General features: G+C 68.4%; 12 protein-coding genes. 4 read left to right on the top strand and 8 right to left on the bottom strand.

Translation table 11 applies throughout. The features are described from left to right. Window positions 1-29: 29 nt before the first annotated feature. A complete protein-coding gene (locus tag ACX114_RS18380) occupies window positions 30-773 on the bottom strand; it encodes a methyltransferase domain-containing protein (protein ID WP_459299485.1) in 744 nt (247 codons plus the stop codon). A gap of 16 nt (window positions 774-789) precedes the next feature. Then, on the bottom strand, window positions 790-1,683 hold the full coding sequence (locus ACX114_RS18375; protein WP_459299483.1) for a class I SAM-dependent methyltransferase: 894 nt from the start codon (window positions 1,681-1,683) through the stop codon (window positions 790-792). A gap of 140 nt (window positions 1,684-1,823) precedes the next feature. On the opposite strand from ACX114_RS18375, the gene ACX114_RS18370 reads away from it, so the two are divergent. The 3 genes from ACX114_RS18370 to ACX114_RS18360 all read left to right on the top strand — a co-directional run bounded on the left by ACX114_RS18370 (window position 1,824) and on the right by ACX114_RS18360 (window position 10,431). Continuing rightward, entirely contained in the window at window positions 1,824-2,903 is a 1,080-nt protein-coding gene (locus ACX114_RS18370) for a glycosyltransferase family 4 protein (protein ID WP_459299481.1), read from the top strand. Between the two features lie 523 nt (window positions 2,904-3,426). Further along, complete coding sequence (locus ACX114_RS18365) at window positions 3,427-6,558, top strand: Kelch repeat-containing protein (protein ID WP_459299479.1); 3,132 nt, start codon at window positions 3,427-3,429, stop codon at window positions 6,556-6,558. A 309-nt stretch (window positions 6,559-6,867) separates the two neighbouring features. Beyond that, on the top strand, window positions 6,868-10,431 hold the full coding sequence (locus tag ACX114_RS18360; RefSeq protein WP_459299477.1) for a Kelch repeat-containing protein: 3,564 nt from the start codon (window positions 6,868-6,870) through the stop codon (window positions 10,429-10,431). 124 nt (window positions 10,432-10,555) lie between these two features. Here the strand turns inward: ACX114_RS18360 and ACX114_RS18355 are convergent, their stop codons facing one another. The 6 genes from ACX114_RS18355 to ACX114_RS18330 all read right to left on the bottom strand — a co-directional run bounded on the left by ACX114_RS18355 (window position 10,556) and on the right by ACX114_RS18330 (window position 16,027). Next, a complete protein-coding gene (locus tag ACX114_RS18355) occupies window positions 10,556-11,500 on the bottom strand; it encodes an alpha/beta hydrolase (protein ID WP_459299475.1) in 945 nt (314 codons plus the stop codon). Between the two features lie 37 nt (window positions 11,501-11,537). Beyond that, window positions 11,538-12,137 (bottom strand): TetR/AcrR family transcriptional regulator, encoded by a 600-nt coding sequence (locus tag ACX114_RS18350; protein WP_459299473.1) that lies wholly within the window; start codon window positions 12,135-12,137, stop codon window positions 11,538-11,540. A gap of 121 nt (window positions 12,138-12,258) precedes the next feature. Continuing rightward, window positions 12,259-12,762, bottom strand: a complete 504-nt coding sequence (locus tag ACX114_RS18345) for a hypothetical protein (RefSeq protein WP_459299471.1) — start codon at window positions 12,760-12,762, stop codon at window positions 12,259-12,261. 112 nt (window positions 12,763-12,874) lie between these two features. Next, window positions 12,875-14,443: a nitrilase-related carbon-nitrogen hydrolase gene (locus tag ACX114_RS18340; RefSeq protein WP_459299469.1), complete on the bottom strand. Its 1,569-nt coding sequence runs from the start codon at window positions 14,441-14,443 to the stop codon at window positions 12,875-12,877. Further along, window positions 14,440-15,027 (bottom strand): PadR family transcriptional regulator, encoded by a 588-nt coding sequence (locus ACX114_RS18335; protein ID WP_459299467.1) that lies wholly within the window; start codon window positions 15,025-15,027, stop codon window positions 14,440-14,442. Before ACX114_RS18335 ends, ACX114_RS18340 begins: the two co-directional genes overlap by 4 nt. A gap of 64 nt (window positions 15,028-15,091) precedes the next feature. Further along, window positions 15,092-16,027 (bottom strand): GNAT family N-acetyltransferase, encoded by a 936-nt coding sequence (locus ACX114_RS18330; RefSeq protein ID WP_459299465.1) that lies wholly within the window; start codon window positions 16,025-16,027, stop codon window positions 15,092-15,094. A 73-nt stretch (window positions 16,028-16,100) separates the two neighbouring features. Here ACX114_RS18330 and ACX114_RS18325 point away from each other — a divergent pair, with 73 nt between their 5' ends. Continuing rightward, window positions 16,101-17,276 (top strand): trypsin-like serine protease, encoded by a 1,176-nt coding sequence (locus ACX114_RS18325; RefSeq protein ID WP_459299463.1) that lies wholly within the window; start codon window positions 16,101-16,103, stop codon window positions 17,274-17,276. Window positions 17,277-17,316: the final 40 nt, after the last annotated feature.

Here is a 17,316-nt window from a genome sequence, read left to right as displayed (position 1 = left end):
GCGCCCCCTGGTGCAGCATGCATGCCGCTTCAGCGTGACTTCACGGCGCGCACGCCGATGGCGACCTCGTAGTGCGGATCATGAAGATCCAGGTCCGCGGCCCGCAGGTCCTCCCGGGCCAGGCCATGCAGGGCCGCGACGGCGGCGCGAACGTTCCCGAAGGACTCCACCCGCACGTTGCCGGTGCCGAAGGACTCCTCGAAGAGCCGGTGGACGGACTGGGAGGTGAACCGCCAGCAGTCCGGCCAGCGCTCCATGGCGCCCCGGTCGACCTTGATGATGCCGGGGACCGTCACGAGCGCGACGCCGCCCGGTTCGAGGATGCGGTGCATCTGACGCACGGCGGCCCGGACGTCGAAGACGTATTGCAGCACCTGGGTGAAGACGATGCAGGTGAACGCGTCATCCGGGATGCCGGGGACCTGGGCGATGTCGCCCACGAAGGTGGCGGCCGGGTTCCCAGGGAGCGCGTGGAGGATGTCGGACCGGGTGACGCGGCTGGCGCCGAACTGCCGTGTATACCGGGCGTCGCCGACCTCCAGGACGCGGCCCTGGATGTCCGCCGCGTGCTTCGCGAGGAAACGCTCGATGTAGTAGCGATCAACGGGCTGTCCGCGATCGTGCCCCCAGTGCGCGCTGATGGGCGTCGTGCGGCCCAGGCTGCCCCAACGCACCCATCCCCTGGAGATCCGCCGTGGGTGCTGGGACAGCCACCGGTACAGGCCCTCGGGCACCACGCCGCGGAGGAGTCTCTTCGCTCCCTCGGAATTCATTGGCGTCTCCTTCCCCTCAAGCCCGAGCCGGACGTGCGAAAGCGCAGAGCCAGTCCTTGCGCTGCCCCGTCCTCGCGGTGGGGCTCAGGTGGACCTTCACGATCCTTCCCAGCAGCGCCAGGGTCCGAGGGAGCGGCTCCCCCGCCTTGTCCCGGTGCATCAGCAGACGCCGGGTGTCTCCGACCAGCTCCCGGAGGTTGACGGTCCAGTCCACGTTGACGGGGGTGATGGACTCGATGTCGAAGCCTGTCTTCTGGAGCAGCCGCCGCATCGTGGCCTCCGAGAAGAAATACAGGTGGCGAGGGACGTCGGTGACGCGACTCACCGGCATGAGTTCGCGAAACTTCGCCCCGTCCGCGTTGGGCACGAGCAGTTCCATCCTGCCGCCGGGCGCGAGCTTGCGGCACACCTCCCGCATCATCTGGGTGGGAGACGGCGCGTGCTCCAGCACGTGGGAGAGCCGGACCCGGTCGAAGTAGCCATCCGGCAGCTCATGGAACTCCCGCACGGCGCGCAGGCCGTGGGCCCTGGCCGCCTCCACCGCTCGCGCATCCGCGTCCAGCCCCCACGCCTCGTGTCCCTGGAGCTGCTGGTGGAAGAGCCACTCGCCGGAGCCACACCCGACGTCGAGGACCTTCTCGGGCCGCTCGGCGCGCGCCTGCCCGTGCCGGTCTGGCCGGGTGTCATAGGAACGGAAGCTGTAATAGTCGTCCGTGTAGTAGTCCGTGGTGGCGCTCACCCGGCTCGTGTCGGTGAAGATGCAATCGCAATCCCGGCACTGCCGCAGCTCGTACGGATGGCCATCCGCGCGCTGCGCGACGTTGTAACTGATACCCAGCAACTGGGAGTCGGTACCACCACAGAGATCACAAGGCGTCATGGGCTTGCGGATGGCCCAGGCAAGCACCATGCCGCCCTGGAAGCCGCCGCCCGGTGCCTGCGCTTCTGCTTTCGAGACGCCTTTTCATCTCAACTTGAGACAGCCGGGACACGCTCGCGGCCCGGCTGCGTGCTCGCGGCGGCGGCGCGGTTCGTGCTCTCCCCGCCCGTATGAATCATTTCCACGACGGCACGAAGCACCCGGCGAAGGTGCGGGTCCTCTTCGTTGCCTGGTTTCTGCGCGAGGACCGGCGGTGGCTGGGCGAGTTCCTCCCGCCAGAGCGCTTCGAGTGCTCCTACGTGGGCCTGGAGGAACGTGTCGACTCGACCCAGAAGCGCACGCCCGGGAAGAAGTGGTGGCAGCTCTTCCGCCTGGCGCTGAAGGCCCGGCGCCAGTTGGCCCGGCATCCACCGCAGCTCATCGTCACGGCCTTCCCCCAGGTGGCCTTCACCGTGGGGCTCGTGAACCTGCTGACCTTCGTGCGCACTCCGCACGTCGTCTGGTACTTCAACTGCGGCCATGAGTACCGGGGGCTCCGCAAGTGGTTGTCGCGGCTCGCGTACCGGGGCATTGACCGGTGCCTCGTCTACACGCGGCACGAGCGCTCGGTGTATGCGCGCGTCTTCGCCCTGCCCAAGTCCCGCTTCCAGTTCACGCACCTGACCGGCGCGGAGCTGAAGGCGGAGGAGTTCCGAGGGGCGCGCGCGGACTTCGGGCTGGCACCGCGCTACATCGCCGCGCTGGGCTCGTCGGGCCGCGACTACGGCACCCTCCTGCGGGCCATGGAAGGGCTGTCCATGCAGCTCGTCATCGTCGCGCACCCCCATGCGCTCCCGCCCGGGCCCATGCCTTCGAACGTCAAGGTCCTCACCAGCATCCCCCAGCAGGACTACCTGCGGATCATCGCGGAGGCGGAGCTGGTGGCCATCCCCGTGAACAACCGGGAGACGGCGAGCGGCCAGATGACCTTGATTCAGGCCATGGCGCTGGGAGTTCCCGTAGTGGCAACGCGGTGCATCGGGACCGAGGACTACATCCGCCACGGAGAGAATGGCTGGTTCGTGGAGATGGGAGACGTGGAGGAATGGCGGCGCACCCTGCGCTCCATCCTGGACGCCCCCGAGGAGCGGCAACGGCTGGCCACCGAGGCCCTGCGCTTCGCCCGGGAGCGCTTCACGGACCGCACCGGCGCCCGCGTGCTGACGGCGCTCGCCGAGGAGCTGTGCCCGGGGCCCAGCGCTCGCTGCTAGGCGTTCTCGCGGACCGCGATGAGCGACCTGGGCAGCGGTGCCGCCGACATCAACGATGTCGACGCGTCCACGAGGACTGCATCGATCATCGCGAGGGGGACTCCAGGAACAAGAGCCGTGCCGGAACGGAAGCGCAGCGACTGGGTCCCTTTTGAATCATCATTGCTCATGCATTCACAGAAAAACTGACTTGTCGCGTTTACAACCGCGGCCATCCCGTGCGGGGATTGCTCGAGGCTCATGCCTGTCGTTGGGCCTTCGAGGTGGGGTCGCAATTACTCCCTCTGGTTCAGCACCCTCTCACCGGTGCTTGCCTTGTGCGTCAAAAGCAGAGGCCCGTTGCTTGTTCGACACATTCCAGGCTCTAAAGCGTCTCATGCACAAAGCCAGACTCTCCCTTCTCCTGTTCAGCGCGCTCGCGCTGGGTAGTTTGAGTTGCAACTCAAAGCCCGCGAGTCCCGCGCCGGCCGCCACCGCGAAGTCCCGGGCGGCCCTCACCACGGGATGGCAGGAGACAGGCTCGATGGGCCTGGCCCGCAGGCTCCCCACGGCCACCGTGCTCGACTCCGGCAAGGTGCTCGTCGTGGGCGGCTGGGCCAACGAATTCCAGGCCTCCGCGGAGCTCTATGACCCGGGCTCCGGCACGTGGCTCTCCACGGGAGCCATGCCCTTTGGACGCGAGGGACACACCGCCACCCTGCTGCCCTCGGGTGAGGTGCTCGTCGTGGGCGGGGAGATTCAAGCCGGGTCGGGTTACACCACGTCGGCGCTGCTGTATTCGCCGCAGACGGGCCTCTGGACTCAGGCGGGCGCCACCTCCATGGCTCGCGCCTACAGCACGGCGACGCGGCTGCCCTCCGGCAAGGTGCTCGTCGTGGGTGGCGGCGACAACAGTGGCTCTTTCGCCCGGGTGGATGTGTATGACCCGGCAGCGGGCTGGTCCGTTCTGCCCTCCTCGCTGAACGACGAGCGCAGGCGCCACACCGCGACGCTGCTGCCCTCCGGCAAGCTCCTCGTCGTCGGTGGACGGGGCTGGCGCATCTTCGCAACGGCGGAGGTGTACGACCCGAGCAATCCCCAATCGGGCTGGACCCCCGTCGCCCCCATGGCCACGCACCGCTATGACCACACGGCGACGCTGCTGCCCTCCGGCAAGGTGCTCGTCGCGGGCGGCAGGAATGAAACGGGCCCCCTCAATACGTCCGAAGTCTATGACCCGGCGACGAACACCTGGACCGTCGCGCAGATGGCCACGCCCCGGACGCTCCACACCGCGACGCTGATGCCCTCTGGCATGGTGCTCGTCGCGGGCGGCGAGACGTCTTCTCCGCTGGACACGACGGAGCTCTACGACCCGGCGACGAACACCTGGTCCGCCAGCATCACCCTGCGGACTCCGCGCAGGTACCACGCGGCGGTCCTGCTGAACGCCACCTCCAAGGTCCTCGTGCTGGGGGGTGAGCATGTGGTCTCGGGCCAGACCGCGCGGCTCAACACCGCGGAGCTGCTCGGCACCTGCGAGACGGTCACCTGCAACACCGCCCCGAGCCAGTGTCACTCCTCGGCGGGCGTCTGCTCCAACGGCGGCACCTGTACCTACCCGCTTCTCCCGGCGGGCGTCAGCTGTAACGACGGCAATGCCTGCACGGGGAACGACGTCTGTAGCAGCACGGGCACCTGCTCCGGCACCGCCGTCGCCTGCGAGGCTCCTCCCGGGCAGTGCTATCAGAGCGCGGGCTCCTGCTCCGACGGCTCCTGCTCCTATGCCTACAAGGCCGCCGGGACCCAGTGCGATGACGGCGATGCGTGCACGCTGAGCGAGACGTGCAATGGGGCTGGCGGATGCGCGGGCACGCCGGTGAGCTGCACCACTCCTCCCGGCCAGTGCTACCAGGCGGCGGGCACCTGCAACGGTGGGGCATGCACCTATGCGCCGAAGGCCGCGGGTGCCACCTGCAATGATGGCAACGCGGGCACCATCAACGACGTGTGCAATGGAGCGGGGGCATGCGCGGGAGTCCCGGCATGCACGACGCCGCCGAGCGCTTGCCATGACTCCCCGGGCACGTACGCCAATGGGGCCTGCACCTACCCGGTGAAGGCGGCTGGGACGGCATGCGGCGCCGGACAGGTATGCAGCCCGGCGGGCCAGTGTCTGAGCGGGTGCTGGATTGGAGGGACGTACTACGCGGCGGGAGCCACCAACCCGAGCGTGGCATGCCAGGAGTGCAACCCGGGCGTCACGACGAGCGGTTGGAGCAACAAGGCCGTGGGCAGCACGTGCGCTGCCTCCACGAATGGAAATTGGGGGAGCTGCGATGGATTCAGTGACACGTGCGATGAGACGGGGAGCCAGTCGCGCACGGTGACGGCGTATGCCTGCACCAGCACTGGGACGTGCGGCTCCTCCACCGGCACGGAGTCCCAGGCGTGCACGCGCAGCACGGGTGGCACGGCTTGCGGCACGAGCTACGGGGGTTGGGGAAGCTGCGGGGGCTTTGATGACTTCTGCGACACGACGGGGACGCAGTCGAGGACGGTGACGGCGTCGACGTGTGGCACCGGGACATGCAACGCGTCGAGCACCAACACGGAGACGCAGGCATGTACGCGAGCGGCGCCCAACACGAGCTGCGCGGCGCCCAGCTACGGGGCGTGGGGCGCGTGCAGCTTCAGCGATGCCTGCGCGCAGACGGGGACGCAGTCGCGGACGGTAACGACCTCCAGCTACAGCTGCGCGACCGGGCAGTGCGTGTCGTCCACGAGCACCGAGACACAGTCCTGCACGCGCAACACGGACGGCAACAACTGCGGCACCCCCAGCTACGGAGGCTGGGGCACTTGCAGTGGCTACAGCGGCACCTGCGACGAAACAGGGACGCAGTCACGCTCGGTGACCTCGTATAGCTGCTCCAGCGGGACGTGCCGTTCCTCCACCGGCACGGAGTCGCAGACGTGTACCCGTAACAGGGACGGAGTGTCTTGCGGTACGAGTACCGGGGGATGGGGAAGCTGCGGAGGCTTCAGCGACTTCTGCGACGCGTCGGGGTCCCAGTCGAGGACCGTGACGGATTACGAGTGCGGCAGTGGTTCGTGCGACGTCGCGAGCAGCGACACGGAGACGCAGACGTGTACGCGGACGCCTCCCGGTCCTCGGCCCTGCCCCCCGAGCTATGGGGGCTGGAGTGCCTGTACTGGGTTCAGCGATGCATGTGACGCGACAGGCACGCAGTCTCGCCAGGTGACGCAATACACCTACGACTGCGCGACAGGACAGTGCACGCCAATCTCCAACAGCGCGGAATCACAGACGTGTACGCGGACGCCTCCCGGTCCTCAACCGTGCCAGCCGACAAGCTACGGCGCGTGGGGCGCGTGCACCCGCGCCACCCCCTGCGGGCAGGGGTTCCAAGAAAGGACGGTGACGACCTACAGCTACAGTTGCGCAAGCGGGACGTGCGGGGCGACCACGACCACGGAGACGCAGGACTGCTCACTCCCCTCGTATCCGGGTTGGACGCTGTGCGGCACCACGTGCACGGTTCTCGATTACGACTCCAACAACTGTGGCTCCTGTGGGAATGCGTGTACTGGCCCCAAGTACAATATCTGCATGGAGGGAAGCTGCTGTTACACGTCAACCAATTGTTTGTAGGGCCTCGCTCTGCATCATGACGTGAGGACAGGCGCAATTCCTGTCGGGGTCACCCGCCCTGCTTCCCCAATCCGTGGAAGCAGGGCGGCCAGAGCGCGGGAGCGTCAAAAAGCGTGGACACTGTTGCCTATTGGACGCTTTCCAGGCTTTAAGACGCGCCTCATGCACAAAGCCAGACTCTCCCTTCTCCTGCTCAGCGCGCTCGCGCTGGGTAGTTTGAGTTGCAACTCAAAGCCCGCGAGCCCCGCTCCGGCCGCTACCGCGAAGTCTCGGGCGACCCTCACCACGGGATGGCAGGAAACAGGCTCGATGAGCCTGGCCCGCAGGCTCCCCACGGCCACCGTGCTCGATTCCGGCAAGGTGCTCGTCGTGGGCGGCTGGGCCAATGAATTCCAGGCCTCCGCGGAGCTCTATGACCCGGCCTCGGGCACGTGGCTCTCCACGGGGACCATGCCCTTTGGACGCGAGGGGCACACCGCCACCCTGCTGTCCTCGGGTGAGGTGCTCGTCGTCGGCGGGGAGGTTCAAGCCGGGTCGGGTTACACCACGTCAGCGCTGCTGTATTCGCCGCAGACAGGCCTCTGGACGCAGGCGGGCGCCACCTCCATGGCTCGCGCCTACAGCACGGCGACGCGGCTGCCCTCCGGCAAGGTGCTCGTCGTGGGTGGCGGCGACAACAGTGGCTCTTTCGCCCGGGTGGATGTGTATGACCCGGCAGGGGGCTGGTCCGTTCTTCCCTCTTCGCTGAACGACGAGCGCAGGCGGCACACCGCGACGCTGCTGCCCTCCGGAAAGCTCCTCGTCGTCGGTGGACGGGGCTGGCGCATCTTCGCAACGGCGGAGGTGTACGACCCGAGCAATCCCCAATCGGGCTGGACCCCCGTCGCCCCCATGGCCACGCACCGCTATGACCACACGGCGACGCTGCTGCCCTCCGGCAAGGTGCTCGTCGCGGGCGGCAGGAATGAAACGGGCCCCCTCAATACGTCCGAAGTCTATGACCCGGCGACGAACACCTGGACCACCGCGCAGATGGCCACGCCCCGGACGCTCCACACCGCGACGCTGATGCCCTCCGGCATGGTGCTCGTCGCAGGCGGCGAGACGTCTTCTCCGCTGGACACGACGGAGCTCTACGACCCGGCGACGAATACCTGGTCCGCCAGTGTCTCGCTGCGCGCTCCCCGCCGGCTCCACGCCGCGGTCCTGTTGAGCGCCACCTCCAAGGTCCTCGTGATGGGCGGGGAGAGCGTTGTCTCGGGCCAGACCGTGAAGCTCAACACCGCGGAGCTTCTCGGCACCTGTGAGACGGTCGTCTGCAACACCGCTCCGAGCCAGTGTCACTCCTCGGCGGGCGTCTGCTCCAACGGCGGCACCTGTACCTACCCGCTTCTTCCGGCGGGCGTCAGCTGTAACGACGGCAATGCCTGCACGGGGAATGATGTCTGTAGCAGCACGGGCACCTGCTCCGGCACTGCCATCGCCTGCGAGGCGCCTCCCGGACAGTGCTACCAGAGCGCGGGCACCTGCTCCGACGGCTCCTGCTCCTATGCCTACAAGGCGGCGGGGACCCAGTGCGATGACGGCGATGCGTGCACGCTGAGTGAGACGTGCAACGGGGCTGGTGGATGCGCGGGCACGCCGGTGAGCTGCACCACTCCTCCCGGCCAGTGCTACCAGGCGGCGGGCACCTGCAATGGCGGGACGTGCAGCTATGCTCCCAAGGCCGCGGGCACTCCTTGCAACGACGGCAATGCCAACACCCTCGGCGACGTCTGCAACAGCACCGGGACGTGCGCCGGAACGGCCTGCAACACCCCGCCCAACACCCAGTGCTACAACCCGACAGGCACGGACTCCAACGGCACCTGCGTCTACACGCCCAAGGCCAATGGCACCGCCTGCAACGATGGCAATTCCACCACTCGCGGCGATGTCTGCAACAGCGCCGGGACATGTGCCGGGACGGTGTGCAACACCCCGCCCGACACCCAGTGCTACAACCCGATCGGCACGGACTCCAATGGCACCTGCGTCTATACGCCCAAGGCCAATGGCACCGCCTGCAACGACAGCAACGCCTGCACCCAGAGCGACACCTGCCAGAGTGGCACCTGCTCCGGCTCCAGCCCGGTCGTCTGCACCGCCTCGGACCAGTGCCACACCGCCGGCACCTGCAATCCGAGCAATGGCACCTGCTCCAACCCCCTGAAGCCCGCCGGCAGCACCTGCAATGACGGCAACGCCAGCACCGCCGGAGACGTTTGCAGCAGCACCGGGACGTGCGGCGGGACGGCTTGCAGCACCCCGCCCAACACCCAGTGCTACAACCCGACAGGCACGGACTCCAACGGCACCTGCGTCTACACGCCCAAGGCCGCTGGCACCGCCTGCAATGATGGCAATTCCACCACCCGTGGCGACGTCTGCAACAGCGCAGGAACGTGCGCCGGGACGGTGTGCAACACGCCGCCCGACACCCAGTGCTACAACCCGATCGGCACGGACTCCAACGGCACCTGCGTCTACACGCCCAAGACCAACGGCGCCGCCTGCAACGACGGCAACGCCTGCACCCAGAGCGACACCTGCCAGAGCGGCACGTGCACCGGCTCCAGCCCGGTCGTCTGCACCGCCTCAGATCAGTGCCACACCGCCGGCACCTGCAATCCGGCCAACGGCACCTGCTCCAACCCCCTGAAGCCCGCCGGCAGCGCCTGCAGTGACGGCAACGCATGCACGACGGGAGACGTGTGCAACAGCGCCGGCACGTGCGGCGGCACAGCCATGAGCTGCTCCACCGCGAGCACCACCTACTGCAGCGGAAACGACGTCCGGAGGAGCACCGGCACCGGAACTTGCAGCGGCGGCGCCTGTAACTCCACCGACACCCTCGTCCAAACCTGTCAGACCGGCACCAGTGGTGCCTACTGCAGCGGCAATGGCGCCTACCAGACCGTCTACGGTGGATGCAGCAATGGCGCCTGCACGTCCAGCGAGCAGCTCATCCAGACGTGCTCCTCTTCGGACAGCTACTCCTGCAGCGGCAACAACGTCCGGAAGACCACCAGCGGCTTCTGCAGCGGCGGCGGCTGCTCTGGCAGCACCACCACCACTGTCGCGACCTGCTCACCCACGGACAGCTACTCTTGCAGTGGCAACACCGTCCGGAAGACCACCAGCGGCCTGTGCAGCGGCAGCGGCTGCTCGGGCAGCAGCACCACCACCGTCACGACCTGCTCCCCCACGGACAGCTACTCGTGCAGCGGCAACACCGTCCGGAAGACCACCAGCGGCCTCTGCAGCGGTAGCGGCTGTTCTGGCAGCAGCACCACCACCGTCACGACCTGCTCCCCCACGGACAGCTACTCCTGCAACGGCAACACCGTGCAGAAGACCACCAGTGGCCTCTGCAGCGGCAGCGGCTGCTCTGGCACCAGCACCGTCAACGTCACGACGTGCTCTCCCGTGGACAGCTACTCCTGCAGCGGCAATACCGTCCGGAGAACCACCAGCGGCCTGTGCAGCGGCAGCGGCTGCTCTGGCAGCAGCACCGTCAACGTCACGACGTGCTCCCCCGTGGACACCTACTCCTGCAACGGCAACACCGTGCAGAAGACCACCAGTGGCCTCTGCAGCGGTAGCGGCTGTTCCGGCACCGTCACCGTCAACGTCACGACCTGTGGCAGTGGACAGACGTGCAGCAACGGAGCGTGCGTCCAGATCACCTGCGGCTCCGGGCTCACCATGTGCGACGGGGTTTGCACGGACGTGTATACGGACCCCTACAACTGCGGCTACTGCGGAAACAATTGCTACGACCAGGGCTATCACTGGTGCGTCCCATATGGCGTGTGTGACGGCCGCTTGTAGCGGGAGCCCCAAGGACATGCCTTGACGCCAAGGCCCTCGCTGAACCCCTGCCGCTGAGCCGCACGGCAGGCGACCTCCTGGCGGACATGCATCGCCAGGAGGTCCATGCGACCGCCAGGGTCGCTCACCTTCGCGGAGGGCTGACCTCGCTCGCACGAAGGCTCATCCCTCGCGCGGATGCCAGCAGCTCCGGCCCGGGCCACGCATTGCTCGGCCGTCCTTCCGCCAGGAAGTCCACCGCGGGCACGAGCACCTCCGGCGCATAGAGGATGCGGAAGTGCCCCAGTCCTTCCGTGCGCGTGAGCTTCGCGCCCGGCCACGCGCGCGCCACCGCTTCGCCTGCCGCCAGCGGCACCTCGCGGTCTCCCACGTCGTGGAAGATGCGCAGCGGCACGTCCAACGCTGGCGCGAACGCAGGCAGCGCCAGGTCCGCCAGCCGCATGTCGAAGCGCGCCTCGATTCGCGCCGCCATCCGCCGCCACAGGGCCTCCGACAGGCCCATCGTGTGCGCGAAGCCCCGGATGCCCGCCAGCGGATCCGCGGGCGGCGAGATGAAGACCGCGCGCTCCACCTTCATCCCGTCCCGCAGCGCCACCGCCGTGGCCGCCGCGCCGAACGAGTGCGCCACCACCGCGTAGGGCCCGCCCGTCGCCTGCCCCACCGCCGCCACCATTCCCGCCAGCTCCGGCAGCGAGCTGGTGCGCCCGGAGGACGCCCCGTGCCCCGGCGCGTCGTACGTCACCACCGAGAAACCCGCGTCCACCAGCGGCTGCACGAAGGCCGTGAGCTGCCCGCCGTAACCGCTCCACCCGTGCACGAGCAGCACCCGAGGGCCCTCGCCCCAGCTCCACACCGCCACCTCCTCGCCCTCCACCTTCAACACCCGGGGCTGGCCCCGCGCCAGCACCGCCTCCGCCGTGCGCGAGCGCCGCGGCCGCTGGGGCGTCAGGAACAGCCGCTCCGACCACGCCGCCGCCAGCCCGGGCGCCACCGCCTCCAGACTCCGCGCCGCCGCCCGCACACCCCACAGCGCCATCTTCGTCCGAACGTTCGTGCTATTTTCAGCCATGATGAGGTCCTCCTCGAAGGACACGGCAACGACAAGGTCAGGAAGTGGGGGTGCGCGCGGCGGTGACGAGCGCGTCGAAGGCCCGGCGGGCTCGCGCCTCGGCCTGGGGGTCCCGCATCAACCGCTTCGCGTGGTGGAAGCCCAGCATCACCGCGTACTGATCATGGGCGAACTGCTCCACGTCCAGCGCCTCGCGGAAGTGCCCTTCCGCCACGGCGATGCGGGCGGCCTGGGCCAGACAGTCCAGCCAGTCCCGCTGCCCCTGGACCAGCGTGTCCCTCGCGGGGCCGGGCGCGTCGTCCAGCTCCGCCGCCGCCGCCACGAAGATGCAGCCGCCCTCGAGCAGCTTGTCCCGGTCCCACGTGAGCCAGCCGTCGAAGAGCGCCCGCACCCGGGGCTCGCCGCGAGCCCTGCCCAGCGCCGGGCGGATGACGCGCTCCGTGAAGACGACGGTGGCCGCCTCCAGGACCTGCACCTGCAGCTCCGTCTTGGACTTGAAGTGCGCGAACAGGCCGCTCTTGGAGAGGTTCAGCTCCTCCGCCAGCCCTCCGATGCTCAGCCCCTGCAGCCCCACCCGGCTCGCCAGCCGGACGGCCGTCTCCAGGATGGTCTGATGGGTGAGCTCGCCCTTGCGCATGCCCCCTTCATAGAACGGTCGTGCTTTTCGCGCAACCACTTCGCACGCGGGACGAGGCGGTCATTGGATGGCCCGCCTCGCCGCGCGTGACCGTGAAGTCAAACGCTGGCTACGTCAGCGCTTACCAGCTCGTGTCATACCCGACGCCAGTCCGGAGGGTCAGATAGGTCTCATCGCAGCGGTGATCGATGTTGCCATTCGCATCGTAGTCGCACTCATAGATGCCACTCCCGATGTAATAGCTGTGACCGCCAGCCTGCAGCGTGGTGCTGAGGTTGGAGACCATCGATTGATTGTACTTGTAGTTGTAGAACGTGGAGCGGTAGTTCAGCTGGATGGCTGAGCTCAGATTGACCGGAATGCTGCGAGCGCGGTCGGCCCAGAAGGTGGCGTAGTAGGCCGTCTCCACGTGGACATAATAGGTGTCTTCATACCGCGCGGTTTCGATCGCCTCCAGGGTGACGAAGGGCGTCCCGGCCAGCGCGTCGCTGCGGGTGTCGACGGGAGTGCCGCTCTTCTGCTCCAGCGCGCTGGACGCCTCCGGGCTCTGGGCGTCGATTTCCGGCTGGCAGGCGAACATCAGGGGGAGCAGCGCGAGCGTTGCGGCAAGGAAGGTACGGTTCATGGGATCGGTGTGAGACGTTGAGTGGACAGGGTGGATAGGCATTGGGCCGGACTGTCCGGCTTGGTTTGAATGAGCAGACGAGGAGGAAAACAATGCAGAAATAACCGTGAATTCATCCTTTCTGAGAGTTCAACCACGTTGAGATGAGATTCGGCCGCCGCGCGACGAGCCCTCGGATGGAGGCCTGGAGCACCCAGCCCAGCGCGACCAGACCGGAGAGCAGCCCCACCGAGTCACCGATGTGTGCGTAGAGCGTGGGCACCCGGCCCACTGGCAGCTCCGCGCGCAGCACGCGCTCCTCCGTCGTGAAGTGATCCAGCTCGCCATACACGCGCCCGTAGCCATCCACCGCCACGGAGAGCCCCTGGTTCACCTGCCGCACCATGCTGAAGCCCTGCTCCACCGCGCGGAACACCGCCTGCCTCGTGTGCAGCGGGCTGATGCCCTTCCAATCGCTCGATGGCAGCAGGAGCAGTTCGAGCCCTCGCTCCGAGGCGCTGGCGAACACCGCCGGGAAGTCTCCGTCGAAGCAGATGGCGCCGCCCAGGACGCCCACGCCGGGGACCTGGCTCACCGCCGGCTCCGCGCTGCCCGGAATGGAGTGCTCCGCCTCCCATCCCGGCACCGGCCGGGACTTCACATAGCGCCACGCCACCGCGCCATCCGGTCCCACCAGGATGAGCTCGTTGCGCAGCATCCGCTCCGCCTCGGGCGTGAGGCTCGCCACCGACATGCCGAGCCAGACGCTCCGCTCGCGCGCCAGCGTGCTCCCCCGCGCGATGAGCGCCTCCAGCTCTCCGGCCAGCACCACCGCGTTGCCCTCGGACCAGAGGAGGAGCTTCGCTCCCTTCGCGGCCTCCTGCTCCGACAGGCGCAGCAGCTCCTCGTTCACCACGCGCGAGGCCCCGGCGAAGGCGCGCCAGTCCTCATCGGCGAAGACCTCGCCCTTCATGAGCCGGGACAGCCCCGCCTCGCGGCCCGTGGCCAGTTTCCCCGCCACCGTGATGCCCGCCACCTGGACGGGCCTGCCCACGCTCCCCGCCCCCGCGAGCCGCAGCGCTCCGAAGCCGAGGATGGCGGCCATGACCGCCGCGTACACCGCCACCCCGGGCAGGACGCGGCGCCCCGTGTCCCGGTGCTCGAACGCCCAGTTGGCCACGGTGGCGAACCACACCAGGACGAACGTCAGGCCCCACAACCCCGTCACCGACACCCACTGCACCAGCACCGGCACCTTGGCCTGGGTGTAGGCCAGCACGCCCCACGTGCCGAACGGGTTGCCCATGCTGCTGAAGAGCTCCAGCCCCGTCGTCGCCGCCGGCAGGAAGAGCGTCCCCGCGAAGGAGCCGCGCGGCCCCACGATGAGCCGGTCCGCCAGGTACAGCCCCGCGACGACCAGCGCGCCTCCCAGGGCCATGCCGAAGGCGCTCGCGGCGGAACCCGGGAACACCCCCAGGTTCGCCACGCCAGCGGCGACGGTGTTGGCCACCAGCAGCGCCACGAAGCCCACCGTGGGACGCTGCCGCCGGGAGAAGAAGAGGAACAGGGCGCCCATCAACCAGCCGGGCAGCACCGCCCACTCCGTGTTGAGCAACAGCACCAGCGCGGCCCCGGCGACCAGGGCGAGCCACGGCATGAGCGTGGGCAGACGCCCCGCTCCTTCGTCCGCGGGAGCGCTCATCGCCCTCCGCCCTTCTTCGTCGAACCCGTCGCCGGCTTCAGCCGCTCAAGCGCCTCGCGTGCCTCGTCACACCAGCGCAGGTGCGCTTCCAGCCCGAGCAACCCCGCGCGAATCGACAGGTGCTGGTAGGCGAACTCCGGGTCGTCCTTCCGGGCAGGGCTGACCTCCTCGTCGATGAGGCGCAGCGCCGCCAACAGCCCCTCCGCCTCGGCGCGGCTGCGCTCCACCTGCGCCAGGGAGTCCGCGGGCCCCACCTGCGCCCCGAAGAAGAGCTTGAGCAACAGCTCGTTGCGCTCCACGTGGGGGAGCACCGGCCGCCGCAGCCATTCCGCGAGCGCCGCCCGCCCCGCTGACGTCACCCGGTACACCTTCCGGACCCGCCCGCCCGGTGAGCGCTCCTCGGGTTCGAGCTCGACGAGCCGCTCCTCCGCCATCCGCTCCAGCGTCGGGTACAGGTTGCCGTAGCTCTCCTGCCAGAAGTGCCCCACCGTCCGCTCGATGGCGCTTCGCAGGTCGTACCCACTCATCGGCTCCCGGCACAGCATCCCCAGGATGGCGAACCGACAGGTGCTCTCCCTCGCCATGACTGCCTCCTCCACCCGGATATATCAGACTGATATATCCGGCGCCAGCCCCGTGGAGGTCGGGCTACAGCAGACGACAGAGCCACACACTGGGGATGGCGGCATGGAAGCCGGCCTTCTCGAAGGCGCGCCGCGCCGCTGCGTGGCTCGCATCCCCCCCGGTCGCCACGGTGGCGACCCTGGCGCCCTCGCGCTTCATGTGGCCGAGCGCGAATTCGTAGAGCCTCGTCCCGATCCCGTGTCCGGCGTGTTCGGGGTGGACCGCGTTCAGGCCGATCTCACCGATGAACGTCTCCGGATCGACCTTCACCGCGACGAAGCCGACCACGTGCCTCTCGACCACGGCCACGAACACGTCCCAGCCCGAGTCCGGAGCGATGAGCCCCCGAAGCATGTCGGCCTGGACTGCGTCCTGCTTCGCCTGCGCGAGCTCGTAGATCTCATCGCCCAGGAGCGAACGGAATGACGCGAACACGGGCTCGAAGGCCGCCCGGCGGATCTCCTCGAGGCTCGTCCCATCCGCTTTCCCTGCGGACCGGATGTGGAAGCGCCAGCGCGCGGTTTCGCGATGGAAGCAATGCCAGACGCCATCGCGGACCTCGTCGCTCAACCCCAACGCCTCGGCGCGCTCCAGCAGCGACTTCAGCTCCTCGGCGCTCAACAGCAGCCGCAGGTCCGCGTGGTACTCCTGCATCGAGAACTGGCGCACCAGCACCCGCGCCGCCGCCTCGCGCAGCTCCTGCTCGTCGCCGACGACGAGGCTCTTCGCGAGCCGCGCCAGGACCGTGCTCCGCTCCAGGAAGGCGCTCCGGAGCATGCTCAGCTCGCTCAGCGCCCGGAGCGCGTTCGCTCGCTGCCGTGCGGAGAGCCGACCCTGTTCGAGGATCTCCACCAGCGCGTCGAACACCTTGGGGCCGCCCTTGCGGAGCGCTTCCAGGTCGATGGGGACCCGCCACTTGTCCAACTCATTGATGAGCCAGCGATGTGCCTTCGCGTCCATGACAGCCACACTTCCAGTTCAGGTCGTGAAACAAGCCTGCTCGCATCCGAAGGACGAACTCTAGAGTGGCCGCATGATCGCTCCCCGCTCGTCCTTCCCGTGGTCCCCTGCCCTGCGTGCCACCGTCGCGCTGGGCTTCCTGTCCCTGGGCGCTGGCTGTGGCCCCGAAGCCGATAGCGCTCCGCCCGCCGTGGCGGAGACTGCTCGGCCTCTCCTGGGGGCCACGCCCGCCGCCGCCGGTGAGTTCCCCTGGATGGTGTCCCTCCAGGACATGGCCGGGAACCACCTGTGTGGCGGCACCATCATCAACACCCATTGGATCCTCACCTCGCGCCAGTGCGTGCTGGGGACCGGCACCGTGATGCCTCCACATCCCAGCACCCTGCGTGTCGTGGCGGGCGGCACCAGCCTGTCGTCGATGAACAGCACGGGACAGGTGAGCACGCTGCTGGACATCATTTCCTTCCCTGGCTCGTGGGATGCGGCGCAGGGCAAGGACGCGGCGCTCCTGCGGTTGATGACCCCGCTGACGCTCAATGGCACCACGGTGGCGGCCCTGCCGGTGGCGACGGCGGCGGATGTCTCCGCTGGCTACACCGCCCCGGGTGTCATCGCCACGCTCGCGGGCTGGGGGCAGACGACCCCGGGCGGTGCAATCCCAGACGCATTGCAGAAGATGAGTGTGCCGCTGATGTCCAACGCGGATGCCTCGCTGGCGCTGGGGCAACCCCTCACCACCGACCAGTTGGGCGCGGATGGCTCGGCGCAGGGCAACGCCTTCTGCACGGGAGACGTGGGAGGCCCGCTGGTGGTGGACGGCCCCTCCGGGAAGAAGCTGGTGGGTATCGCCAGCTACAACCTGGGCTGCTCGGCGCCGAACATCTTCGAGCGGGCTGATTACCTCAAGGGGTTCATCGACTACATGACCCCGCGGCTGAACACCGCGCCGCGGGCGACGCTTCAGCACGTGAATGCCACCCAGGGCGGCTGGAAGCACTACTCCCTGAGCCTGCCTTCGGGCATTCCCGCGTTCACCGTGACGCTCGCGAAGGGCACCGGCAATGGCACGCTCTACGTGCGCTACAGCGGAGCGCCCACGCTGACGAAGTACGACTGCCGCTCCGGCGCCACGGACAGCAACCTGGAGTATTGCTCCCTGTACTACCCGAGCCAGGGGACCTGGTACATCTCCGTGTATGGCGAGACGGCTGTCACCGAGGCCTCGCTGCTCGGACGCACGTTCTATTGAGACGGCCGCCTGCTCCGGGTGACATGAGGACGGGGTAGGC

The sequence above is a fragment of the Corallococcus sp. M7 genome (assembly GCF_054512695.1).
The sequence above is the reverse complement of the archived record's forward strand: the minus strand, read 5'-3'. Positions and strand labels throughout refer to the sequence as shown.